This is a genomic window from Rhizobium sp. BK591 (genome assembly GCF_014195045.1).
Classification (GTDB): Bacteria; Pseudomonadota; Alphaproteobacteria; order Rhizobiales; family Rhizobiaceae; genus Rhizobium; species Rhizobium anhuiense.
This window is the reverse complement of sequence record NZ_JACIAZ010000001.1, coordinates 1,359,329-1,382,775: the sequence shown is the minus strand read 5'-3', so window position 1 is coordinate 1,382,775 and position 23,447 is coordinate 1,359,329. Positions and strand designations below refer to the sequence as shown.

25 protein-coding genes are annotated in these 23,447 nt (G+C 61.0%); 12 read left to right on the top strand and 13 right to left on the bottom strand.

Annotated features, from left to right (window positions below; translation table 11 throughout):
* Positions 1–150: 150 nt before the first annotated feature.
* Complete coding sequence (locus tag FHX10_RS06705) at positions 151–2,400, bottom strand: M10 family metallopeptidase C-terminal domain-containing protein (protein ID WP_097623420.1); 2,250 nt, start codon at positions 2,398–2,400, stop codon at positions 151–153.
* 702 nt (positions 2,401–3,102) lie between these two features.
* A complete protein-coding gene (locus tag FHX10_RS06695) occupies positions 3,103–3,561 on the bottom strand; it encodes a GNAT family N-acetyltransferase (RefSeq protein ID WP_183845445.1) in 459 nt (152 codons plus the stop codon).
* Positions 3,562–3,689: 128 nt separating this feature from the next.
* On the opposite strand from FHX10_RS06695, the gene FHX10_RS06690 reads away from it, so the two are divergent.
* Positions 3,690–4,100, top strand: a complete 411-nt coding sequence (locus tag FHX10_RS06690; protein WP_047615269.1) for a hypothetical protein — start codon at positions 3,690–3,692, stop codon at positions 4,098–4,100.
* Positions 4,101–4,198: 98 nt separating this feature from the next.
* Here FHX10_RS06690 and FHX10_RS06685 read toward each other — a convergent pair whose 3' ends face one another.
* The 3 genes from FHX10_RS06685 to FHX10_RS06675 all read right to left on the bottom strand — a co-directional run bounded on the left by FHX10_RS06685 (position 4,199) and on the right by FHX10_RS06675 (position 6,642).
* Positions 4,199–5,341, bottom strand: a complete 1,143-nt coding sequence (locus FHX10_RS06685; protein ID WP_183905116.1) for a DUF2336 domain-containing protein — start codon at positions 5,339–5,341, stop codon at positions 4,199–4,201.
* Between the two features lie 99 nt (positions 5,342–5,440).
* Positions 5,441–6,058, bottom strand: a complete 618-nt coding sequence (locus FHX10_RS06680; RefSeq protein ID WP_063473942.1) for a flavin reductase family protein — start codon at positions 6,056–6,058, stop codon at positions 5,441–5,443.
* Entirely contained in the window at positions 6,058–6,642 is a 585-nt protein-coding gene (locus tag FHX10_RS06675; protein WP_183845443.1) for a nitroreductase, read from the bottom strand. Before FHX10_RS06675 ends, FHX10_RS06680 begins: the two co-directional genes overlap by 1 nt.
* Positions 6,643–6,755: 113 nt before the next feature.
* On the opposite strand from FHX10_RS06675, the gene FHX10_RS06670 reads away from it, so the two are divergent.
* On the top strand, positions 6,756–7,853 hold the full coding sequence (locus tag FHX10_RS06670; protein ID WP_063473940.1) for a hypothetical protein: 1,098 nt from the start codon (positions 6,756–6,758) through the stop codon (positions 7,851–7,853).
* Positions 7,854–7,995: 142 nt separating this feature from the next.
* On the opposite strand, the gene thrS is transcribed toward FHX10_RS06670, so the two are convergent.
* The 5 genes from thrS to FHX10_RS06645 all read right to left on the bottom strand — a co-directional run bounded on the left by thrS (position 7,996) and on the right by FHX10_RS06645 (position 11,929).
* The gene (gene thrS, locus FHX10_RS06665) at positions 7,996–10,002 is read right to left on the bottom strand and encodes a threonine--tRNA ligase (RefSeq protein WP_183845442.1); all 2,007 of its coding nucleotides are present in this window, start codon (positions 10,000–10,002) and stop codon (positions 7,996–7,998) included.
* Between the two features lie 121 nt (positions 10,003–10,123).
* On the bottom strand, positions 10,124–10,651 hold the full coding sequence (locus FHX10_RS06660; protein ID WP_047615277.1) for a DUF1697 domain-containing protein: 528 nt from the start codon (positions 10,649–10,651) through the stop codon (positions 10,124–10,126).
* Entirely contained in the window at positions 10,648–11,067 is a 420-nt protein-coding gene (locus FHX10_RS06655) for a DUF2267 domain-containing protein (protein ID WP_097631249.1), read from the bottom strand. The genes FHX10_RS06660 and FHX10_RS06655 overlap by 4 nt, the downstream gene beginning before the upstream one ends.
* 5 nt (positions 11,068–11,072) lie before the next feature.
* On the bottom strand, positions 11,073–11,477 hold the full coding sequence (gene yidD / locus FHX10_RS06650; protein WP_184389175.1) for a membrane protein insertion efficiency factor YidD: 405 nt from the start codon (positions 11,475–11,477) through the stop codon (positions 11,073–11,075).
* A 5-nt stretch (positions 11,478–11,482) separates the two neighbouring features.
* Positions 11,483–11,929 carry an iron-sulfur cluster assembly scaffold protein gene (locus tag FHX10_RS06645; protein WP_097631241.1) on the bottom strand — a complete coding sequence of 149 codons (447 nt, stop codon included), beginning with the start codon at positions 11,927–11,929 and terminating at the stop codon, positions 11,483–11,485.
* Between the two features lie 309 nt (positions 11,930–12,238).
* Between FHX10_RS06645 and folE the strand changes: the two genes are divergently transcribed.
* The 3 genes from folE (at position 12,239) to FHX10_RS06630 (ending at position 14,411) form a co-directional block, all read left to right on the top strand.
* Positions 12,239–12,853, top strand: a complete 615-nt coding sequence (folE, locus tag FHX10_RS06640) for a GTP cyclohydrolase I FolE (RefSeq protein WP_047615284.1) — start codon at positions 12,239–12,241, stop codon at positions 12,851–12,853.
* 25 nt (positions 12,854–12,878) lie between these two features.
* Positions 12,879–13,331 carry a phosphoribosyl-AMP cyclohydrolase gene (gene hisI / locus FHX10_RS06635; protein WP_097544332.1) on the top strand — a complete coding sequence of 151 codons (453 nt, stop codon included), beginning with the start codon at positions 12,879–12,881 and terminating at the stop codon, positions 13,329–13,331.
* Between the two features lie 117 nt (positions 13,332–13,448).
* Positions 13,449–14,411: a patatin-like phospholipase family protein gene (locus FHX10_RS06630; RefSeq protein WP_047615287.1), complete on the top strand. Its 963-nt coding sequence runs from the start codon at positions 13,449–13,451 to the stop codon at positions 14,409–14,411.
* 67 nt (positions 14,412–14,478) lie between these two features.
* On the opposite strand, the gene FHX10_RS06625 is transcribed toward FHX10_RS06630, so the two are convergent.
* Positions 14,479–14,913 (bottom strand): CBS domain-containing protein, encoded by a 435-nt coding sequence (locus FHX10_RS06625; RefSeq protein ID WP_011652090.1) that lies wholly within the window; start codon positions 14,911–14,913, stop codon positions 14,479–14,481.
* Between the two features lie 91 nt (positions 14,914–15,004).
* Entirely contained in the window at positions 15,005–15,796 is a 792-nt protein-coding gene (locus FHX10_RS06620; RefSeq protein ID WP_097623416.1) for a rhomboid family intramembrane serine protease, read from the bottom strand.
* A 263-nt stretch (positions 15,797–16,059) separates the two neighbouring features.
* Here FHX10_RS06620 and FHX10_RS06615 point away from each other — a divergent pair, with 263 nt between their 5' ends.
* From FHX10_RS06615 to FHX10_RS06585, 7 genes are all read left to right on the top strand, one after another.
* Positions 16,060–16,707 carry a PAS domain-containing protein gene (locus FHX10_RS06615; protein ID WP_176707337.1) on the top strand — a complete coding sequence of 216 codons (648 nt, stop codon included), beginning with the start codon at positions 16,060–16,062 and terminating at the stop codon, positions 16,705–16,707.
* A 123-nt stretch (positions 16,708–16,830) separates the two neighbouring features.
* A complete protein-coding gene (locus tag FHX10_RS06610) occupies positions 16,831–17,442 on the top strand; it encodes a PilZ domain-containing protein (RefSeq protein ID WP_047615292.1) in 612 nt (203 codons plus the stop codon).
* A 374-nt stretch (positions 17,443–17,816) separates the two neighbouring features.
* A complete protein-coding gene (pip, locus tag FHX10_RS06605) occupies positions 17,817–18,791 on the top strand; it encodes a prolyl aminopeptidase (protein ID WP_097623415.1) in 975 nt (324 codons plus the stop codon).
* A gap of 375 nt (positions 18,792–19,166) precedes the next feature.
* Entirely contained in the window at positions 19,167–19,772 is a 606-nt protein-coding gene (locus FHX10_RS06600; protein WP_047615296.1) for a transglutaminase-like cysteine peptidase, read from the top strand.
* Positions 19,773–19,975: 203 nt separating this feature from the next.
* Positions 19,976–20,761: a hypothetical protein gene (locus FHX10_RS06595; RefSeq protein WP_184389173.1), complete on the top strand. Its 786-nt coding sequence runs from the start codon at positions 19,976–19,978 to the stop codon at positions 20,759–20,761.
* A gap of 137 nt (positions 20,762–20,898) precedes the next feature.
* Positions 20,899–22,500, top strand: coding sequence for a D-alanyl-D-alanine carboxypeptidase (locus FHX10_RS06590; RefSeq protein ID WP_097623413.1), 1,602 nt, complete (start codon positions 20,899–20,901; stop codon positions 22,498–22,500).
* A gap of 113 nt (positions 22,501–22,613) precedes the next feature.
* Entirely contained in the window at positions 22,614–22,889 is a 276-nt protein-coding gene (locus FHX10_RS06585) for a hypothetical protein (RefSeq protein ID WP_047615302.1), read from the top strand.
* 80 nt (positions 22,890–22,969) lie between these two features.
* Here the strand turns inward: FHX10_RS06585 and FHX10_RS06580 are convergent, their stop codons facing one another.
* The gene (locus FHX10_RS06580) at positions 22,970–23,407 is read right to left on the bottom strand and encodes a DUF1489 family protein (protein ID WP_047615304.1); all 438 of its coding nucleotides are present in this window, start codon (positions 23,405–23,407) and stop codon (positions 22,970–22,972) included.
* Between the last annotated feature and the right edge of the window lie 40 nt (positions 23,408–23,447).

Genomic DNA, 23,447 nt, shown 5'->3' with positions numbered 1-23,447 from the left:
CTCGGGCTACGCCCTCCCGGTGGACTCATCCGCGCGCCGAGTAACCGACTTTTGCGCGTCGCGTGGCTGGTTATTACTCTGCCATCGACATATTTTCAGATCGCTAGCGCGATTGTTGTGGCGATCGAACGACCGCCACAACGGATATCGTTACAGGAGAAAATCGCCTGCCCCCAGCTGGACGTGGCCATGCAGCTGAACCTGGAAGTCCTGAACACCGTCGCCGTTCAGGTCGCCCTGGACAACGGTAGCATCAGCTTTGTCTTCATAGTGCCAAGTGAGCGCGCCGGCCTTGTGGTCGAATGAGGCACCCTCCTGCGCCAGGAAATGGAAGGCTCCATTGCCCTGTGCAGAGCCATTCGCATCGATCGCAAGGAGATCGATCTTATCGACGCCGTGCTGGAAGTCGGTGATGACGTCGCGGGTCGAGCCGGACCCGGCTTCCGCCGCTGTTTTGAAGACAAACGTATCCGAGCTGATACCGCCGGTCATGATGTCCTTTCCGGCACCCCCGATGAGGACGTCCGTGCCGGCGCCGCCGCTGAGCTTGTCCGCGCCGGCCCCGCCATCGAGAACGTTGCTGCCGCTATTGCCGGTCAGCACGTCGTTGTAGCTGGAGCCAGTCAAGTTTTCGATGCTGACGAACTTGTCACCGGTGGCATACCCACCCGATGCGGCCCCAGTCGCCAAGTTGACGTTGACCCCGCCAGAACCCGCATAGCCGGCCGTGTCGTTGTCGGCACCACCATTGAGGACGTCCCCGCCGGCGCCGCCGCTGAGCTTGTCCGCGCCAGCCCCGCCATTGAGAATGTTGCTGCCGCCATTGCCGCCAGTCAGCACGTCGTTGTAGCTGGAGCCAGTCAAGTTTTCGATGCTGGCGATCTTGTCACCGGTGGCTTGCCCGCCCGATGCGGCCTTAGTCGCCAGGTTGACGTTGACCGCGCCGGAGCCTGCATAGCTGGCCGTGTCGGTGCCACTACCACCGTCGAGCACGTCCGCGCCGGCGCCGCCCTTCAACACGTCACTACCGCCGAGACCCTTGAAGGTTTCGTTGCCGCCGTTGGACTGACCGGTGTGTGGCAGGATGTCGTTGCCGTTGGTGCCGACGAATTCCTTTGTCGTCGGCGTAGTTGGCGTGGTTGGCGTGGTCGGGTTCGTCGGTGTAGTTGGCGTCGTCGGATTCGTCGGCGTGGTTGGCGTTCCCGGTGCCGCGCTGGAGCCCGATTCGTAGGCACCCATATCGACAGTTCCAACGACGCGAGCGTGGCCGTCCAGATCGACCGAGCCGACCCCGTACTTGTTGGTTCCGCCGTCGATCGCCGACGAGCCGGAGCCGAGGTGGAAGTCGCCGCTCGCTGCCCCCAGGAATTTCGGGTCGACGCCGAGCTTATTGCCGTTCGCCGTGCTCGGCATCGCGTTGCCGCCGTCAGTCCTGACCGAGGACTGGCCGGCCGTCCCATTGTAGGTGATGTTGTTGGCCCAGACGGTGTTGGCGTTGGTGTAGCCGCCGTACGACGTGTTATCGACCGCAGTGTTGTTCTTGTTCACCGATGGGTCCGCTACGGCGATGTTGTTGACCCAGGTGTTGTTGCTCGACTGCGCGTTGCTGAGTTCGCCGCGCCAGGTGCCGTCGTTCAGCGGGTCCTGATTGTTGTGGTATGCGGTGTTGTTTTGCACCGTGACGGAGTCGCTCCAGGCAACCTGGATGCCTTTGCCGCCGTTCTCGTAGACCAGGTTGTTGTCGACCAGGGTCTTAAACGTGTAGTTCGGATGACCGCTCGCCTGCGTGCTCTGGAAATCGTCGATGATGATGCCGTTGCCATCGGTGTGTGCACCCGACTTCGTGACGTTGTCGTGCGAGATGTTGTTCTGCACGATATTCCGGTAGCCGGTCGTCGAGGTATCGCCGGTGATGTTCCGGTTCTCGTAGATCGAGATGCCCGAGTACCAGCCCGACGACGCGTTATTGTAGGTCTCGTTCCCTACGATCTTGACGAAGTCAGAATAGTTGAACTGAATGCCCGACTCCCCGCTGTCGTGGACCTTGTTGTTGAGAATTGAGACGTGATGGACGTTGTTCGCTTCGATGCCGTCGCCGTTGCCGCCCTTGATGTCGAAGCCGTCGATTGTCACGTAGTTGGCGTTGACGCTGATCCCGGTGTACGAGCCCGAGGGCGGACGGATCAGTGCTGCGCCAGGCACTTCCGAGCGCAGCGTGATGTCGCCAGCCGCCGAGCCGTCCTTGTCGATGTTGATGCTCTCGTTGTAGGTCCCCGGCTTCACCACGACCTCGTCGCCGGGTTTAAGGTTTGCAGCCATTGCCTCGCTGATCGTGCGAAAAGGAGACGAGGCACTGCCGTTACCGCCGCTGCCGGTCGTCGCTACGTAGTATGTCGTCATGTTCTTGTTCCTCAACCTTAGCGTTGTCTTTGCCGGTTACTATTTTTAGTTAATCAGGCGTTACGGCGGGAGGTTATAGGGCGACGTTTTGGAGGGCGCAACAGCAACGCGACAGTAAGTGCTTGAGAAGTATAGCCATATTGCTGCCACATTATCTAAATCGATCCGAAGTTACGGTTTGAAATATTTGGTGAATTTCGAGTCGCCCAAAATGTGGCAAAATATATGTCTCGCGTACCGCGAATTATTCTTTCTGCAACTATAGCGAAATGCGTCCATTGAAAACATTAGAAAAAGCTAGTGGGCGTGACTGGATTCCTGCCGTCGAAGGCGGAATCGAAATTTTTTTCTGAATTTAGCTATTTTGGGCAGCTTTTCCCCAAAGATTGGTACTAATCGAGATGAAAATGGGGGCTGCAGTGGCAGATTCGACCAAACCGATTGCGCAAGTGAGCGACCAGATTCGGCCGCGAATTTGCTCCCGCACACATCGCTCATACCCCCTCCAAAAATGCTCGATTGTCCGTTCGGGAACCGCGCTTGCCTTTGGTTCGACCCGGCACAAAGCCGCTGATACGCTCCCATCGATCATCTCGAAGTGCGTCGCAATCCATCACCGACCTGCAAAAGTCGGTGTGGAATCTGATTTGCTCCAGCCTGGGAATCCCTGACTGTTAAATCGTCACCCGCCCTAGCGGGCGATCATCCCAGCCGCTTTTCCATGAACAGGCTGAGCGGATCCGGCAGGTAAGCGCCGAAATGCTCGATCTCCCGATATCCGTATTTGCGGTAGAGGCTGATCGCCTCGGGCTGGTAGATGCCGGTTTCGAGCCGGATCGCCTTCAGCTGCATTTCCCCGGCGATCGCTTCCAGCGCATTCATCAGTCCGCTGGCGATCCTCAGCCCCCTCGCCTCTGGATCGACGAACATGCGCTTGATCTCAGCCGTGCCGTCGCCGGCCTCGACCAGCGCGCAGCAGCCGACGATCACATCGTCGCTGCGTGCGACGAGGAAGCTCACCGAAGGTTTCTCCAGCAACGAGAGGTCGACCAGATGGTTGCTCTCAGGGGGATAGAGCGATTGCGCATAGGCATCGGAAAGATCGAGAAGCCGGATGACACCTGCCTGACGCGGCGGCTCCAGGGCGATGGTGACGGACATGCTGACTCCCTGCTGGCACTGGGACACAATTTTTGCCGACATGACAAAGAGTTAATCCCGCTGCCTTCATTCGGTTGGAATTGCGCCGTCTAAGACGATGACATGCTCAATAGTCAAGGAAGCAGAATATGCAAGCGGTGCTGATCGCGATGACCATTCTCGGCTGCGATGATTCCATCAGCCAGTGCAATTATCTCGCGACGGTCGATAAACGCTGGGAAACTGTTGCCGCCTGCGATGCCGAAGCCGAGCGCCGGCTGAAGACCTATGTGAATGTCAATTATCCCTCGGTAATCGCGGTGTGCGAGGCCCCGAAGACCGTTGCCGCCGCCGAGCCGCCGAAACCGGCGCCCGCTCCGCCGGCTGTTGTTGAAGCGACAGAACAGCGTCCGCAGGGACTGCTTGGTTTTGCCGATAATATTGCCCAGCAGGTGCGCGACCATCTGCCTTCCGGCAAGAGCGTCAAGGACACGCTCACCAAGCCGGTGCATTTTGTCTCCACCAGCTATTCCTGGGTGGTGACACGGCTCGCCGATTAGAGTATGTCGCGCAAAACTGTGCAGCGGTTTTGCGCCAAAAGACGGGCGGAAACAAAGACCTGAAGTCCGGCAAGCTAATTTGAAGATCGCGACGCGCTTTAGGCCGCAGCGAGCGCCGCATAAACACGGGCGGATTGTCGCTGTTCGGTGACGTGGAGTTTTTCCACCATGTCCAGCAGCTCACCGATCGCGCCATGCGCGTCGTGATGGCGGAACTTTTCCAGAAGACGGCCGCAGACATTGCCGAGCACGCTGCCCGGCGCTTTTCTGGCGGCGTCGCGCCACAGCATCGTCGCCTCGACGAAGATGACACTAATATCTCTCGGCAGGCCGGCGGACTCGTAGAGCGCGCGCACCGCATGCATGCGCCCGGTTGCCAGGATCGAGCGCACCCGGCGCTCGCTGCAGCCTGTGAGATCGACGATCGCGCCGGCGAAGAAGTCGACCTTTCCGGCGCAGAGCGCATGCATCAGGAAGGATGGCGTCAGCCGGCCGTTGAGTCGCAGATGCTGGACGAGATCGGGTATTTCGCGCGGCGCGATATCGCCGGCGATCGAAACGATGGCAGCCTCGGTCGCCTCGCGGCTGATGCGCTGGAGCCGCTGCAGGCCGATAGCCGCCTGCGCCAGCGGTAGCCCGACCAGCGCATTGCTGACATGTTGGGTCAGCAGTTGGCGGGCATCGGCCGGAAGATCGCTGCGGTCGAGAAGCAGGTTGCGGATATCGCAGCAGTCGCCGAGCCGTTCGGCGATGCGTTTCAACGAAAGGCTGGAGATCACCGCGCCGTCATTCTCGAGCAGGCACAGCAGTTCTTCCTCGTCACCAACCTCGGCAAGCGCGGCGGAAACCGGGCGCGTCACATGCGCTCTGGCGGCGATCAGCATGCGGGTGGCGCCATTGCCGCGGGCGGCGAGATCGACGAGATCGGCATCGTTCAAAAGCGGCGAACAGGTCACTGCGTGGCAGGCGACTTCGGGCTGGTCCTCGGCAAGAGAAAGGATCAGGCTGCGCGGCGCATCGGGCGACCAGGCGATCGCCTCGGCCAGCGCCAGCCGCACGCGCGGCGACGAATCGTCGAGCAGAAAGGTCATCGCCATCTCAGCCGCCGCCCGCTCATCCGCAGACATCTCGGACTGCAGATAGGCTCGCCCGAGCGCGTTTGCGGCCCGGGCCCGGTCACCCGTCTTGGCCGTTTCGATCCAACGAAGGAAAGCTTCTACGATCACGCGACGCCCCAGCACTTGAACGCGATTCCTTCGCGCTCCATTCAATGCTGCGACGGTAGCGGCAAAAGGTTTAAGATTGGTTCACCATGTTTCTTAAGCCTTTACATGCCTTGATTAGCCACCAATCGGCGGCAATTGCGGCCGGACCATCTCGAAAACATCGCTGCCCTCGCTGTAATCCATATAGCCCATGCGGGCGACAGGGCGGGCGATCGACATGTCGAGGCGGCCGTCCCTGACGATCGCCTCGTCGATGCGGATGCCGACCACTTCGCCGAAGACGAGGACGTTTTCGGACGGTTCACCCGACAGCGTCTTCGGCTCGATGATCTCGGTAACCCTGCATTCGAGCACCGCGAAGGCCTCGCCGACATAGGGCGCATCGATCAGTTCGGCCTGCTTCGGCGTCAGACCGGCGAAGTCGAATTCACTGTTGCCGTAGGGCAGTGCCGCCGAGGAGAGGTTCATCTTCTCGGCAAGATCGCGGCTGACGAAATTGCAGGTGAAGACGCCGGTCTCGGCGGCATTGCGCTGGCTGTGTTTACGCCCGGCGGAAGAAAACATCACCAGCTTCGGCCGGTCGGCAACGGCATTGAAGAAGGAATAGGGCGCGAGATTGATCGAACCGTCCCTGCCCTTGCTGCCGATCCAGCCGATCGGACGCGGCGACACGATCGCCTTGAACGGATCATGCGCGAGCCCGTGCCGGTTCCCGTCGGTGGCGTAGAACATCAGTCTTCTCCACCGACCCAGGTTACGGTATCGGCAAGCTCCGGCCGCGGCCGCTCGATGGCTGGAAATGTGGTCGAGCCGATATGGATGAAGCCCGCCACCTTTTCATCCGGACCGACGCCGAGCAGCGGATAAGCGCGCTGGTCATAGGCGAACCACTCCGTCAGCCAATTGGCGACATAACCACTGGCATTGGCGGCGAGGATGACGTTGAGGCAAAGCGCACCGGCCGACATCAACTGCTCCCATTCCGGGATCTTGATATGCGGCCCCGCCTTGCTGACGACGGCGACGACCACGGGCGCGCGGGTGAAACGGGTGCGCTCGACCTGGATCATCTCTTCGGAAAGGTCGGGCTTTGCCTTGAGCGCCAAGGTCAGAAGCTCCTCACCGAGACGGGCGCGCTGCTCTCCGAGATAGACGATGAAGCGCCAGGGCGCGATCTTGCCATGATCGGGAACCCGCGAGGCAAGCCGCAGGATCTCCTCGATTTCGGCCTTCTCAGGGCCTGGTTCACACATCTGGAAAGCGGGGATGGAGCGGCGCACGGCGAGGTAATCAATCAGCTTGATATCGGATTTCATGCGGGAGAAACTCTCATTTTAATGCTGCTGCGAAGGGTGGGTCTTGAATTTGCCATCGCGTTGGTCTTGAAGTGGCCTTTGCGATTTCAGAAGTCAATCGGTTCACGAAACAGATGTTTGGCATTTCGCCTTTTGCACGCATCGGCCTTGCCATTGCCCTGATGATACTGACGCCCTTGGGCGCCGGCGCTCAGGATGCCTTCAAGGAATTCAAACAGCTTGAATCGACGCCGAAGATGCCGAAGCTCGATGCTTTCATCGCGCCTGGCAATGCGCCTGAAGGGGTCAAACTGCGTGACGTCCCGATGGAGGCCAAGCTGACGGCGGACGGCACGCCGGTGGAGGAAGGCCTCTCCTGGTACGTCTTCAGCCCGATCGCCGGAGCCGACGGCAAACTGCCGCTGATCGCCAGCGCCAAGGGCGGACCCGCCGCCTTTCAGCTCGCCCCCGGCGATTATTTCGTCAACGTTTCCTTTGGCCGCGCCGGCGTCACCAAGAAGCTGACCGTTCCGGCTGAAGGCGATGTCGACAAGCAGGTGATGGTGCTCGATGCCGGCGGCCTGCTGCTCAATGCCGTCTCCGGCACCGATGCCCGCATCCGCCCCGACCAGTTGAGCTTCTCGATCTATTCCTCGGAAGTGCGCGACGATGGCGAGCGTGGCCTCGTCGTTGCCGATGTCTCGCCGAATACCATCGTCCGCCTCAATGCCGGCACTTATCACATCGTTTCCGAGTACGGCAACGTCAACGCCGTGATCCGCGCCGACATCCAGGTGGAGGCCGGCAAGCTGACCGAGGCGACGATCCAGCATCGCGCCGCGCAGGTCACCTTCAAGCTTGTCTCCGATGCCGGCGGTGAGGCAATCGCCGATACGGCCTGGTCGATCCTGACGGCCGCCGGCGACAGCGTCGGCGAAAGCGTCAGCGCCTTCCCGACCATGGTTCTCGCCGAAGGTGGCTATTCCGCCGTCGCCCGCAACAAGGACAAGATCTACCAGCGCGATTTCACCGTCGTCGCCGGCAGGAATACCGATGTCGAGGTTCTGATGAAGGACCAGCAGCCGCAGCCGCCGGCGAGCGCGGCTCGCACAGTGCAACAGGTGCCGGTTGGCACACCGCCACCGCCGGGCGTCCAGCCGGCTCCGGTCGCTCCGCTGCCCTCCTACGAGCAACTCGCGCCACAAGGCGGCGACGACACCAGCCTCGATTGATTTAACCTCGATCGGCTTGGCCCAACCGAGACCTTTGGGCAAGGCCGCGCTTCGGCGGGCAGCGTCATCGACAGAGTGCGGCTTTATATCAGATTTCCGACAGCGCCGGGCCAGGGCCCGGCGCTGTCGTAACTCGCTATTTTCAGGCCGCCTTGGCTTTCCGTGCTTCGGCCTTGCGACGAATGTCGGGCGGCGTTGCCTCAAGAGTAAGGCTCTCGACAGCGGCATCGAGCCCCATCGAAACCTGATCCTGGCTGCCGAGGCGGCGGATGTTGACCGTGCGCTCCTCGGCCTCCTTCCTGCCGCAGACGATGATGACAGGGACCTTGGTGACCGAATGCTCGCGGATCTTGTAATTGATCTTCTCGTTGCGGAAATCGGTCTCGACGTTGAGACCGGCATCGCGCAACGCCTCGGCCACTTCGAGGCCATAGGCATCGGCTTCCGAAGTGATCGTTGCCACCACCACCTGCAGCGGCGATACCCAGAGCGGCAGATGGCCGGCGAAGTTCTCGATCAGGATGCCGAGGAAGCGTTCCATCGAGCCGCAGATGGCGCGATGGATCATCACCGGCTGCGTCTTTTCGGAATTGCTGTCGATGTAGAAGGCCCCGAAGCGTTCCGGCAGGTTGAAATCGACCTGTGTCGTGCCGCACTGCCATTCACGGCCAATCGCGTCCTTCAGCGTATATTCGAACTTCGGCCCATAGAAAGCGCCCTCGCCCGGCAGGATGCCGGTCTTGATGCGACCTTCGGACTGAGCCTCGATCGTCTTCAGCACATCGGTCATGACGGCTTCCGCACGATCCCAGAGCGCGTCGGAGCCGACACGCTTTTCCGGACGGGTAGAAAGCTTGACGACAATTTCCTTGAAACCGAAGTCTTCATAGACCGACAGGATCAGGTCGTTGATCTTAAGGCATTCGGCAGCCATCTGCTCGTCGGTGCAGAAGATGTGCGCGTCGTCCTGCGTAAAGCCACGCACGCGCATCAGCCCATGCAGCGCGCCCGAAGGCTCGTAGCGGTGCACCAGGCCGAATTCGGCGAGACGGATCGGCAATTCGCGATAGGACTTCAAGCCATGCTTGAAGATCTGCACATGGCCGGGGCAGTTCATCGGCTTTAGCGCAAAGACGCGGTTATCCGCCTCCTTGTCTTCGGGATGCGTCATTGCATGCGCCGATTTCACAGCGAACATGTTTTCCTGATACCAGCCCCAGTGCCCCGAGGTTTCCCAGAGCGCTGTGTCGAGCACCTGTGGTGCGTTGACTTCTTCATAATCGACGGCAAGCCGGCGACGCATATAGGAGACCAGCGACTGGAAAATGCGCCAGCCCTTGCCGTGCCAGAATACGACACCCGGGCCTTCCTCCTGGAAATGGAACAGGTCCATTTCCCGGCCGAGCTTGCGGTGGTCGCGCTTTTCGGCTTCGGCAAGCATATGCAGGTAGTTGTCGAGTTCCGACTGCTCGGCGAAAGCCGTGCCGTAGATGCGGCTCAGCATCGGATTGTTGCTGTCGCCGCGCCAATAGGCGCCGGCCACCTTCAAGAGCTTGAAGGCGTTGCCAATCTGGCCGGTCGAGGCCATATGCGGGCCACGGCAGAGGTCGAACCAGTCGCCCTGGTAATAGATCTTGAGATCCTGTCCTGCCGGAATCGCGTCGACGAGCTCGACCTTGTACTGCTCGCCCTTGTCGGCGAAGACCTGTTTGGCCTTCTCGCGCGACCAGACCTGCTTGGTGAAGGCGGCGTTGCGGGCGATGATCTCCTTCATCTTCTTTTCGATCTTCGGCAGATCGTCGGGCGTGAAGGGCTCGTTCTTGGCGAAGTCGTAATAGAAGCCGTTTTCGATGACCGGGCCGATCGTCACCTGGGTGCCGGGCCAGAGCTCCTGCACCGCTTCGGCCATGACGTGCGCCGCGTCGTGGCGGATGAGCTCCAGCGCGCGGTCGTCGTTGCGGGTGATGATCTCGATCCTGCCCGTCGTGACGGAATCGGAAAGGTCGCGCACGGTACCGTCGATTGCGATGGCGACCGCCTTCTTGGCGAGCGATTTGGAAATGGATTCAGCGACATCCCGGCCGGTTGCGCCAGCATCGAAGCTGCGCACGGAACCATCGGGAAATGTCAGGGAAATAGCTTGGGACATCGAAATTCTCCTTGTCCAGTCCCGCCAACGAATGCGGGTGGTTGCAACGGCAGCGCCTCCGTCCTCGGATACGCTGCCGCCTGATACTCAGATTTCCTACGTGAGTAAAGAAGAAGCCGGCCTAGATGATCATTTCAGTCAGGCCGCACACCGTGTTCCAGTTGCGCATCGTACCGACGCCGAGCCGCTTGGTCGTCAGCGCCGAAAGCAGCTTGGATTGGCTCGGCTTGCCGGCGAAATCGATCCAGAGATCGCCGCCGACGACGGCGATGCGTTGTCCCTCGGTCAGCAGCGGTTTCAGCGCTTCCACCTTCTTCGGGTCGACCGGCAGGCGCATTACCCGAACGATGACCTGGTCACCATTACCGTCTTTGAAAGGATTGGTGCTGCAAAGCGCCATCCAGGTGCAGTCGCTGCGCACGATGATATCAACATGCTTGCCGAACTTTTCTTCAAAACCCTCTTCGAGGGCGACTTCAAGTTCGTGCGGCCGCATATCGTCGGCCTCGAAGACGAGATTGCCAGTGGAAACCAGCGTGCGCGGCTCGCGATAGCCGAGCTCTTCGGCAAGTGCGCGCAAATCCTGCATGATAACGCGGCGATCTGGCGTCAGGACAATGCTGTGCAGGAGGGCGATGAAGGTGCTCATGGCCGCCAGAACTCCTCTGCGCCGTCGGGCAATGTCTTCAGCACTCTGTCGAATGCGGCGACTTCGACATGTTTTCGCACAGCCATTGCCACGTCTCGGATGGCAGTGTCGGGGGCAAAATTATGGTCACCGCGCAGTGACTGCGCCTCGCGCGTCATCGCGGCACGATCATCAAAGGACCGTTTGGCGTCATGCGGGTTCCAGTCGGAGACGAAGATTGCGCGCAGCACCGGCGGCAGCACATCGGCGAACCGCAGTGCGTCTGCGACATCGAGGCGGCAGCGGAATGTCTGAAAGACCCCTTGGGTCATCGTGTAGACCACATTGCGGCTGTCGATCAGCGCATCGGCTCTCACATCATCGAGATAGCTGTCGAAATCCTCCGATGCACGCCTGTATTCACCGGGCATCGTCATGGCGCTCACCCTCTCTTGCGTCCGAGAGCGAGATAACGCCAGGGGGTCCACCAGCGGAAGCGGTCGCCGAGCCTCTCCGGCACCTGGTCTAGGCCGCTGGTGCCGCCCGGGCCGCAGCGGCCGACGCGAAACAGCGTCATCCAGCCGCCAGCCCACAGGCCATGGCGGGCGATCGACTCATAGCCATATTCGGAGCAGGTCGGGATGTGGCGACAGGAATTGCCGAAAAAGCCGGAAAGCGTCAGCTGATAGAGGCGGATAAGCCCCATGCCGAGCAAGCGGTCGGGGGTCTTGCGGAACGGGCCGGTATAGTTGCGGGAGGAGCCTGCGGCCTTTTCACGCGACTTGCCTGATCCGGCGGCACCGCCGTCGTCCTCATCATCAGCCTGCCGGACGCAGAACTCGCACATGTCAGCTACGCCTCGACAACTTCCGCCCGTTTCGCCTCGATCTGCCCGATCGCATCGACAACGGCATCGAAGGTCAGCATCGTCGAAGCATGGCGAGCCTTGTAGTCACGCACCGGCAGAAGATAACGCATGTCTTCGAACCGTCCCTGCGGCCCCGCTCCATCGGCCTTCAGCATGGCAAGCATGTCCAGGCGTGCCTGGCGCAGTTCGCCCGATGTCGCGCCGACCACGTGGCGGGCCATGATCGAGGACGAGGCCTGGCCGAGTGCGCAGGCCTTTACGTCATGGGCAAAACCGCTCACGGTATCGCCATCCATCTTCAGCCAGATCCGCACCTTCGAGCCGCAGAGCTTGGAATGGGCCTGGGCGGTCGCATCGGCATCCGCCAACGTGCCGGTCAACGGAATATTGCCTGCGAATTCGAGAATCTTGCTGTTGTAGATGTCATCCATGCTGGATTTCCGCTCCAAAATCGCTGCGGATCGGCCTCTTTGCGGGTGTTATTGTTATTGAAACAAAAAACACACCGTGTCGTCCGAGGATACTTACATATAATGGCCGTCTTCCTATATGTATGTCGTTCGAAGGCCATGAAAATGCAATGGCCTCTTGTAAGTTTGATTGGGAAACCGTGCCGGACGGGCGTTGAATCTGCCCCGAAAGCCCCGGAGCCTGCCAAAGGTGCATGAATTCCCGCATGGGATTGACCAGTGGCGATTCCGACAGATGGGCCCGCGGTGCGGGCCAGGAGACCATTGTTCATGGACGCCATCGTAAAGAACTTTCCGCAGACGAACCGGGACTCCGATCGCCCTTCCCAGCAGGAGGCCGAGGAAGCCGTTCGCGTTCTGCTGCGCTGGGCCGGTGACGACCCGACGCGCGAAGGCCTGCTCGAAACGCCGGCCCGCGTCGTCAAGTCGTATCGCGAGCTTTTTTCCGGTTACGACATGGCGGCGGAAGACGTGCTCGGCCGTACCTTCGAGGAGGTCGCCGGTTACGATGACATGGTCCTCGTCAAGGACATTCCCTTCTTCTCGCACTGCGAACACCACATGGTGCCGATCATTGGCAAGGCCCATGTCGCCTATATGCCGGACGGGCGTGTGCTCGGTCTGTCGAAGATTGCCCGTGTCGTCGAAATCTATGGCCGCCGCCTGCAGACGCAGGAAACGATGACCGCGCAGATCGCCAGGGCCATCGACGATACGCTGAATCCGCGCGGTGTTGCCGTGATGATCGAGGCCGAACATATGTGCATGGCGATGCGCGGCGTTCAGAAGCAGGGCTCGACCACGTTGACGACCACGTTTACGGGAACGTTCAAGACCGAGCCGGCCGATCAGGCCCGTTTCATGACCATGGTGCGGAGCCGCTGATACCGGCTCCCTCAGGAGGGCCGCGATGAGTCAACTGATCTTCAATCAACCATCCGGGGACAAGTCGGCGTTGGAAGACGCCGGCGATTTCACGCCGCGTTTCGACGACCGCGGCCTGATCACCGCGATCGTCACCGACGCCAGGGACGGCGAACTGCTGATGGTGGCGCATATGAATGCCCACGCGCTGGCTCTGACCATCCAGAGCGGCACGGCCCATTATTTCAGCCGTTCGCGCGGCAAGATCTGGAAGAAGGGCGAGACCTCGGGCAATCTGCAGACGGTGAAGGAAATACGCACCGATTGCGATCAGGACGCCATCTGGCTGAAGGTCGAGGTCGCCGGCCACGACGCCACCTGTCACACCGGCCGCCGCTCCTGCTTCTACCGCACGATCACGCTTCGAGACGGAAAGCCGATGCTGGATATCGTCGACGACGAGATTCATTTCGATCCACACGATGTCTACGGAAAATAGCCCGAATTTCTCCGGCATTTGCTCCTTATTGCGCCAGAAACCGCTTCTATATACCATTTGGAAACTGATCGGGCACACTATCGGAAACCAAGTGTTCTGCTGGGAGGGGAGAGCGCCATGCTGAGCTGGAGTCTGCATCGTCAAAGCTCTGAAGGCGAAGGTCCTGGTTCCGGAATGTCCACGACGCTGGAGACGATCCCGCCTCCCGCGCCTGTCAAGAAAATCAAGATCGCCTTGGCGCTCGGCGGCGGCGCGGCCCGCGGCTGGGCCCATATCGGCGTGCTGCGCGCGCTCGACGAGGCAAAGGTCGAAATCGGTATGATTGCCGGCACCTCGATCGGCGCGCTGGTTGGCGGCTGCTATCTCGCCGGCAAACTCGATGAACTCGAAAGTTTCGCGCGCTCGCTGACCATGCGCCGGATTGCAAGTCTCCTCGATCTCACCATCGGCGGCAGCGGCCTTTTCGGCGGCATGCGGCTGACCAAGCGCATGCAGGAACATCTCGAAGGCCTGAACGTCGAGGATCTCGATCGGCCCTTCGTCGCGGTCGCGGCCGAGGTCAATACCGGCCATGAGGTCTGGATTGCCAATGGGTCGCTGATTACAGCGCTGCGCGCCTCCTATGCCCTGCCCGGCATCTTCGAGCCGGTGCGCAGCAATCACCGCACGCTGGTCGACGGGGCGCTGGTCAATCCCGTCCCCGTCTCCGTCTGCCGTGCCTACGAGCAGCCGCTCGTCGTCGCCGTCAATCTCAACTACGACCTGTACGGCCGCTCGGCCGTCGTCCGGCACAATGCCAGCCTCTCGCCGCAGGAAGTGCAGAAGCAGGAAGAGGCGCCCTATGCGCGCCTCGGCATGACCGGCGTCATGGTGCAGGCCTTCAACATCATCCAGGATAGGATCGCCCGCGCCCGTCTCGCCGGCGACCCGCCGGATATTTCGCTGCAGCCGCGCCTCAGCTATATCGGCCTTTCCGAATTCCACCGGGCCGGTGAGGCGATCGAACGCGGCTACGAGGAAGCCAGAGCCCGGCTCCCCGAGATCAAGCGCATGCAGGAAGTCTACGCTAGCCAGCCCTGATGCATGCCGTCCGAAAGCGTGTGGCGTTTGGAACGGCGACATCAATCAGGCACGGCCGGCAAAAACCTCAGCCGGCGATATAGGCCTTGATTTCCTCGGCCTCACGCTCGACTTCGGCGATGCGCGATTTCACCACGTCGCCGATAGAGATGATGCCGGCAAGCTTGCCGTTGCTTTCCACCGGCACGTGACGGAAACGGCGGCTGGTCATCAGCTCCATCAGCTCGTTGACGGTCGTCTCTTCATGGCAGCGGTAGACCTTTGCGGTCATGACCTGGGCGAGCGAGTGATCGAGGCCTTCCTTGCCGTGCTTGGCGATCGCATGCACGAGATCGCGCTCGGTGAACATGCCCGAAATCCGGTTTTCCATGCCGACGACGACGATCGCGCCGATCTTCTTCTTGCTGAGGATGGCCGCCGCCTCGGCGACGGTGGTGTTCGGCCCGGCAGTGACGACGTCCCTGCCCTTCAGGTCGAGGATTGCTTTGACTGAACTGGTCATTCGAACCTCCTATGTCCGTGAAACACTTGTCACAGGCATCCGCGGCGGTTTCTCCCCCCAGCGCGGATAAGGCAATCGTGCACTGCCCGGCTCAGGATTGCAACACATCCTTCTCGGTGCCCGCAGGTTCCATCACAGGCGGGCGCGGCGCCCGGTCGAACAGCGAAAACAGGAAGAAGCCGAAGACGAAGCCGCCAATATGCGCGTCCCAGGCAATCGCCTGATCGCTGTCGCCGACGAGCGGGATTCCGACGGCGATCAGGGCGTTGCCGACAAGCCAGAGCAGCATGAAGATGATGACGGTGCGGCTCTTCAGCGCCTCGAAGATGGAAAGCCGGGCATTGAGATGTGCCGGCAGCATCGGCCGTCGTTCGGCTGGAAAGGCGAATCGGCAGGCAGCGCCCATCAGCCCGGAGATTACCCCTGACGCGCCGATCAAAAGCGACACGTCGCCCCAGTTCAGGACCGCGTGCAGGGCAGCGGATGCGACGGAGGAAAAGAGCCAGAAGAGTACGAAACGCAGCGTCCCGATACGGCGCACCACCGGCGCGCCGAAGGCCATCAGCCAGAACGCGTTGAAGACGATATGCTGAACGCTGCCGTGCAGCAGCGAATAGGTGACTGGCGTCCAGAACAGCTCCGGCCCCTGCTGCGACAGCGGAATCACATAGCGGGCGGGAACGAAGCCGAAGGTGAAGAACAGCCAGTTCAGCGCATCGTCGGAGAGCAAGAGCTCCTGCACCGCGTAGATGGCGGCCAGCAGGCAAAGGCTGAAGAACAGTGCCGGCGGAAGGTTGAAGACCGGTTCGCGCGCTGGCCGTGCCGGCGGCTGGACCTTGGAAGGTTCGGGCGCCTCGTTCGGCTCGGCCGTCTGCTCATTCATCTGCGTATCGCCTCGTTGAGGCCACAGCCATACAGGAGCGACTGTCAAAAAAAAAGCCGTCCGAAGTGCCGGACGGCGTGTCGGGAGTTCGAGGAAAAGACCTCGGCCCGGGCAGGTTGTGCTGAACTTCGAAAGTCGAAGCGATGCGGGACAGTGGCACGACTGGCGCAGCACCTCAACCGAAACCCTTTCTTAACCTTAACCGCCGCGGTTTGGCATGAAATCCGCAAGGTAGAGCCTGTAGGGGCAATGAGTGCCCGAAAATGATCCGGAATGGGACAGGTTGGTGTGAAATGCGTGTGCAAACGACCATCGAAATTTTTGACTACTGGAACCGTATCCGCGGCACTGCCGATGCGCCGCTGAAATCAGAGGTCGAACCCTCCGCCGTCCCGCATCTGCTGCAAAGTCTCTTCATCCTGGAGGCGCGCGAGGGCGGAGATATTGGTTTCCGGCTCGCCGGCACCCGCATCTGCGATCTCTTTGGCCATGATCTGCGCGGCGAACGTTTTTCATCGCTCTGGGCCCATGGCCAGCACGCCGATATCGAACGCACGGCGATGGGCGTCATGGACCATGCCATGCCCGCCCTGTTCAATGCCACCGGCTACAGCACCGTCGGCCATCAGGCCTCCTTCGAGATTATCATGATGCCGCTGCGCTCACCGAACGGCGCCTGTGATCGGTTGCTCGGCGCCATTGCCCCGACTGCGGCTGCGAGCTGGCTGGAGATCGTACCGCTCGAATTCCTGGCGCTCGACCGCAGCCGTCTGCTGCCCGGAAAGTTCGGCAAGGCAGCACCCGTCGAACTGCGCCCCATCAACGAGATTGTCGCCGGCAGAAGCGCCCGTTTCGGACAGGTCATGCGCCGCATGGTGTCGCAGCTGCTGATGAGTGCGGAGGCGCGCTGAGGGTTTCGTTTCGGGACATCGGGCATACTCGTTTTCGGCTATGTCGGGACGAGACGGAACAACCTTCTGTTAATGGATTGCGGGTAATGATCGGACTCTCAGATTTGATGAAGAAGCCCTTTGATGCACTCGTTCCAGCCAGCTCAGACGCAACGACCTGCGCCGCGCCCTGAACAGGGCGTTTTTCAGCGTGTGCCCATCAACATGCAGGGTCGGCTGATGCTTGCGAACTACGAGGAGTTCGAATGCATGGTGATCGACATGTCGCCCGGCGACATGTATGTCACCTGCTCCGGGCGGCCGCGCGCCAACGAACGCGTCGTCGCGTATATCGATCATCTCGGACGCGTCGAAGGTTATGTCCAGACGCTCGATGGCCGCGGCTTCACCATGTCGATCAACGCCACCGACCGGAAGCGCGAGAAGCTCGCGGCCCAGCTCACCTGGCTCGCCAACAAACATGAACTCGGCCTGCCGGAAGATCGCCGCCACGACCGCCTGACGCCGCGCGACACGAAGACCGAGCTGACGCTCGAAGACGGCACGCGTTATTCCTGCCGCATCATGGACCTTTCGCTGTCGGGTGCTGCCGTCGACGTCGAGATGCGTCCCTCGATCGGGACGGCGGTGCGCCTCGGCAACATGCGTGGCCGCGTTGTGCGTCATTTCGTCGAAGGCGTGGCGATCGAATTCCTGTCGATCCAGTCCCGCGAGACGCTGCGCGAATTCCTGTAACAATGGCTGAAAATGAGGCTGCCCTGCCGAGGGTTCTGTGGCGGGTGCAATTCTTGACGGGCTTCCATCGAACGCGATTGCCGGATCCGGTGCGCACCCGGTCAGGTCGTGTTGAAAAGCCTTCACTTCATGGCAAGAGCTTTGCAAGTGGCAACAAATCCGGCTTTGGAAGGCAAGCGCCTATTCCTGTCGCAAGTCGTTCCATCCAGTCGGTAGATAATATTATGAGTGGAACAAGCGGCGACACCGATCGGCGCCCGATGAGGTCGCCCAGGATTGTGCAGTAATTTGCGTCCGGCAATGCCCCGCCCTCGCCCATCTTCCCTTTGTCAGCGATATGATGGATAAGGTCGGCTTCGACCGCAGGGGCACCGATGTCAGCTCTCTATTCGGAAATCGAACCCTATGATCATGGTCTGCTCGATACGGGTGACGGCAATCTGATCTACTGGGAGGCTTGCGGCAATCCGGCGGGCCAGCCGGCGCTGGTGCTGCATGGCGGACCGGGCTCCGGCTGTTCGACCACGGCGCGGCGCTATTTCGATCCCGGTGCCTACCGAATCATTCTGTTCGATCAGCGCAATTGCGGCCGCAGCCTGCCGAGTGCTGCCGATCCCGAAACCGATCTCTCCCTTAACACCACCTGGCATCTCGTGGCCGACATCGAGCGGCTGCGCGCCTGTCTCGGCATCGACACCTGGCTGCTTTTCGGCAATTCCTGGGGTTCGACGCTGGCGCTCGCCTATGCCGAAACCCATCCGGAGCGGGTCGCAACGATCGTCCTGTCAGGCGTGACCACCACCCGCCGTTCGGAAATCGACTGGCTCTCTCGCGGCATGGCGCCGCTCTTTCCGGAAGAATGGCACCGTTTCCGTCAGGCCATTCCCCCAGGGGTGCCGGGTCGAGAGGAAGACATGGTTGCCGCCTATCATCGTCTCCTCAACGATCCGGACCCGGAGACCCGCCTCAAGGCGGCGCGCGACTGGCATGATTGGGAAGCGGCCTCGATCCTGCTTGCTGATCCCCAAGGCCTGCCGCGCCGCTGGGCTGATCCCGCCTATCTGCTGACGCGCGCCCGCATCATCACTCATTACTTCAGCTATGGCGCATGGCTGGAGGATGGCGAACTGCTGAAGAACGCCACGCGGCTTGCCGGCATTCCCGGTATCCTGCTGCAGGGAAGGTTCGACATCGAGGCGCCGCTCGTCACTGCCTGGGAACTCGCCCGCGCCTGGCCGCAAAGCGAGCTCAGCGTCCTTCCGCGTGCTGCCCATTCCATCGCAAATCCGGACATGAGCGCGGCGATCGTCGCAGCGACCGATCGATTTCGCGATATCCAGCAAAAATAATTTTCCCGCCGGCATCAGGGGTCTGAGCGATATTCCGCTTTTGAACCGACCGAATCGGTCCATTCCGGCGACCTTTCCGGCCGGTCGCACCCCGCCTGAGATCGCCAGCCGGCCACCGAAAATTATCCGGCTCAACGAAAACCCTTAACATGAGGACGGCAACGCAACCTCTTGGCGGGTGAAAGCCTTGTTGCGTGAATTACAATTTTAATCGATTTCGCGACAAATCCGCTTCGAATTTTATGCGCATTCGAATCTGTTTTTAGCCAAGTTTTATCGGCATTTGAATCAACTAAGCCTTTAATTCTATTGCGTAATTTTGCGAGAGGTAAAAACGTCTGTGCCATTGTCACCCTAACTTACGGGGAGACGGCAATGACAACTGCAAATATCCTGAAAGGCGGCCTTCTGGCCGGTGCCATCACCATGGCAATGGCGGGTTCGGGACAGGCGATGCCCGCCAGCATGGCCCTGGCGGGCAATGCCAGCCCGCCGATCGGACACTATGAATTCTGCAAGGCGAATCCAAAGGAATGTGTCGAAGTCGGCGGCGATGCCGGACCGGCCATCCTCACCGAGGATCGCTGGAAGGAAATTCTCAAGGTCAACTACGCCGTCAATTCGACGATCCAGCCGATGACGGATGAGCAGATCTACGGTGTCGAAGAGCGTTGGGCCTATCCAACCACCGTCGGCGACTGCGAGGACTATGCGCTGCTGAAGCGCAAGATGCTGATCGACGACGGCTTCTCGCCGTCCGATACGCTGATAACAGTCGTGCTCCAGCCGAATGGCGAAGGCCATGCCGTGCTGACGGTCCGCACCGATCACGGCGACTTCATCCTCGACAACATGCGCAACAAGGTGCTGCTGTGGTCGGATACCGAATACACCTATCTGAAGCGCCAGTCCGCCGACGATCCGGCCCGCTGGTCGAAGCTTCAGGACGGCCGCGCTGTCGCGGTCGGTAGCGTCAAGTAGGAACAAGCCTGCCGGCCATGTCGGCTGCAGTCTGCGGCCCGGTCAGTCCCCGCATCCCGTCCCCGACCGGCGCCCAAGAGCCGTTCCCGCTGTCCCGGGAACGGCTCGCCCCTTTTTTAAGGCTTGCCTTCAGCCCCTTAGCAAATTGTTAACCATACCGATCCGATCATACCGATGAGATTCATCATCGGTACCGGCGGCTCATGTTCTTCCTGGGGCGGACCGAAACGCGAAGAACCACCATGAGCCATGCCGCGCACAGCGCAACCGACGAGCAACCGCTTCTTTCCATGGGGTTTCTCTTCCGCACGATGGCGGTGATCGCCATTCTGGCGGCCCTGACTATTGCCATCAGCATCGGCGGCCGTTGGTTCGGCAGGCATATCTCGCTCGCCGGCAACACCGACAGCACGGCTGAAATCATGCTGGCCATCGGCCGCGACACCGTCAAATTCCCGGAAAATGCCATCCGCTTCCCCAGTCAAAGGCATGAGGGCGCTGCCGAGCGCGTCGATCTCTACCTCGCCTGGCCCGAAATGCAGGGTTACGGCAAGGAAAATCACCTTCGATTCGACGATGTCGCTCAATCCTCCGGCCTGATCTTCCTGCAGATGACACAGAGCACCATGTCGCGCGACATGTCGGGGCGGCTGGAGCCGATCTATTCGCATCTGCTCGAAGGACCGGCCGAGCCTTTCCGCGACGGACTGACGCTGCATCGTCTTCGCGCCGATGCCGGTTACGGTGACGAAGTGTTGCTGACGGCGCCCCTCAAGGGCAGGCCGGACTACGTCGTGCGCTGCATTTTACCTTCAGCCCCGGACAAGGCGGCGAGCGGAGATTGTCAGCGCGATATCAAGGTCGGCAGGGATCTCAGCGTTCTCTACCGTTTCTCGAGCAGCCATCTCGACGAGTGGGAACATATTGATGCCGCTATCCGCACCTTTGTGGACGCGCGTCTTGTGAACCGTTCTGCGACAGGTCCCTAAAATGCCCCCCGGACAGCGAAATAAACGATTCATCATAAACGGATTGGTAACGCCCAACCGGTAATTTTGAAAGACGAGCTGTGCGGCGGGAGGTGTGCGGTTCCTGCCCCAATATCCGAAATGCCAAATATCTGAAAATGCAAGCGAAGAGTGGAATAGTGTCAAGGTCAGTCTCCTCCGTATCATCGTCCCGATCCGGCAGCTTTTTCGCAAAGCTGCTGGCGATCCTTTCGGTGGCTGTCACGATCGTCCTGGTCGATTCGGTGAATGCCGACGCGGAAGCGGCGAACCCGAAATATGCGGGCATCGTCGTCGACGCCAAGACCGGCAACGTTCTCTACAGCGAGAATGCCGACCGGCTGCAATACCCTGCCTCCCTGACCAAGATGATGACCCTCTACATGACCTTCGAGGCGCTGGAGCAGGGTCGCATCCGTCTCGATACACCGGTTCCCTTCTCCGCCCATGCGGCAGCCCAGGCGCCGACCAAGCTCGGCGTGCGCGCCGGCGGCACGATCACCGTCGAGCAGGGCATTCTCGGCCTCGTCACCCTGTCGGCCAATGATGCAGCAACCGCACTCGGCGAAATGCTAGGCGGCGGCAGTGAGGATCGCTTCGCCCAACTGATGACCGCCAAGGCACATGCGCTCGGCATGACCCGCACCACCTATCGCAACGCCAACGGCCTGCCGAATACGGCGCAGATGACGACAGCCCGCGATCAGGCCCGCCTCGGCATCGCCCTTCGTCAGCATTTCCCGCAATATTACGGCTATTTCTCCACCCGCGCCTTCAAGTTCGGCAGCCGCACGATTCGCAGCCACAACCGCCTCGTCGGTTCGGTGCGCGGTGTCGACGGCATCAAGACCGGTTACACCCGCGCTGCCGGCTTCAACCTGGTGAGCTCGGTGCAGGTCGACGGCAAATCGATCGTCGGTGTTGTGCTCGGCGGCGCCTCGACGCCTGCCCGCGATGCCCAGATGCGCAATCTGATCGCCACCTACCTGCCGAAGGCATCGAGCCGCGGTGGATCGTCGGCGCTGATCGCCCAGGCAGCCCCTGCCCCGGCGATGATCGAAACACCTGCTCCGGTCCAGCCGCAGAAGGCCCAGCAGAAAGCTCAGCCGCAAATGGCCCAACAGCAGGTCGCAAAGACGATCACCGCAGCGCAGCCGCCGGTCTCTGCCACCGCTGCCGATCTCAGCCTGCCGCATAAGGGGCCGATGCCGGATGCCCGCTATCAGGTCGCCGAGACCGAAGTCGCTTATGCCGAGACCGCTCAGTCGAAATCCGACAATCCGCTGGTAGCACAGCCGATGCCGGCGCCGACCAAGGTCAAGACCATGACCTTCAAGCAGCAGGCCTCGGTCACGGTACCGACGCCGGCGCCCGCCTCCATGGCGCCGGAACAGGGCGATACCGCTGTCGATAACGTCACGACCGCTTCGACCACTCCCTCCCCGACTCGTGCTGCTTCAATCAGCAACGGCCCGACCGGCTGGGTCGTGCAGGTCGGCGTCTCGCCGAGCCGGCAGATGGCCATGGACCTTCTGGAAAGCGCCAAGAGCAAGGGCGGCAAGGCACTGGCCTCGGCAAAGCCTTTCGCAGTCGCCTACGCCGCTGGAGGTGACCAGCTTTACCGTGCCCGCTTTGGTGGCTTCGACGACCAGCGCGATGCGGTCAACGCCTGCAAGGCCTTGAAGAAGGCCGGCATCAAGTGCTGGGCGGCTGCCCAATGAGCTATTCGATGCTGCCTGCAAGATGGCCGGCGGCATCGGTAACGGCCGGAATCGGTGTTTGCGTTTCCGGCCACAATTCTTGAACTCGATCAGTATTGCGTACGGGGAAAACAATGGCGATCAATGAGAATTTTCCGGGAGTGCCTTCAGACCGCCGCACGGCGACCAAAGGGCGCTCATCTCTGCATCCGCTGCACGAGGCGGCTTTGCGCCTGGCCGAGATCGGCCTGCAGCGGCCGAAGGCGAAATCTCCGAAGACCCGGGATCTCATTAATCTGCTGCTTTGCCATGGCGCGCGCGCCTGGCGCTATTCCCAGCCCGAAGCCCGGATCCACCTGCATGTGACCTCGCCGGACGGCAGCGCGCCGGTGCAGTTGCGCCTGCGCTGAACTGCGGAGAGCGGCAGCGTCTCCGATCGGACGGCTGCCACACGCATAAATCGTTCGGAAATTGTTTCTGATTTACGGGCTTACAGCAGGCCAAGTTCCGTAAGCTCGCGGCGAAGATCCGCGGGCATTTCGGCAATGCCGGCGCCAAGGCTTGTCAGGTCGCGCGGCACGTCGTCCTCAGTGTAATAACGCCAGCCCTGGAAGGGACGCTTCGGCTGCACCGCCGTCTCGATGACCTCCGGGCCGAGCACCAGGCGGCAGCGCGAAATCCCCTCGCCGTCCGTGAAGGTCTCGATGCCGAGCAGCTTCTGCCGTGCCTGCACCTGCCCCTTGATCACCCAATAGAGCGAACCGCCGTCAAGCAGCTCCTCCATGCGTTTCGGCACCATGCGCGTCGTATGCACCGAATGCGGCTCGAGGCCGGCGGCAATGGCGCGCAGCGCGCGTTCCGCCACCCATTCGCGCAGATCGTCTATCGAGTCGGCGCCGACACAGAGTTTGATGAGATGCAATGCCATGCTGCCGTTGAAATCCTTTTGGCAGCGAGCGTCAAGAGCA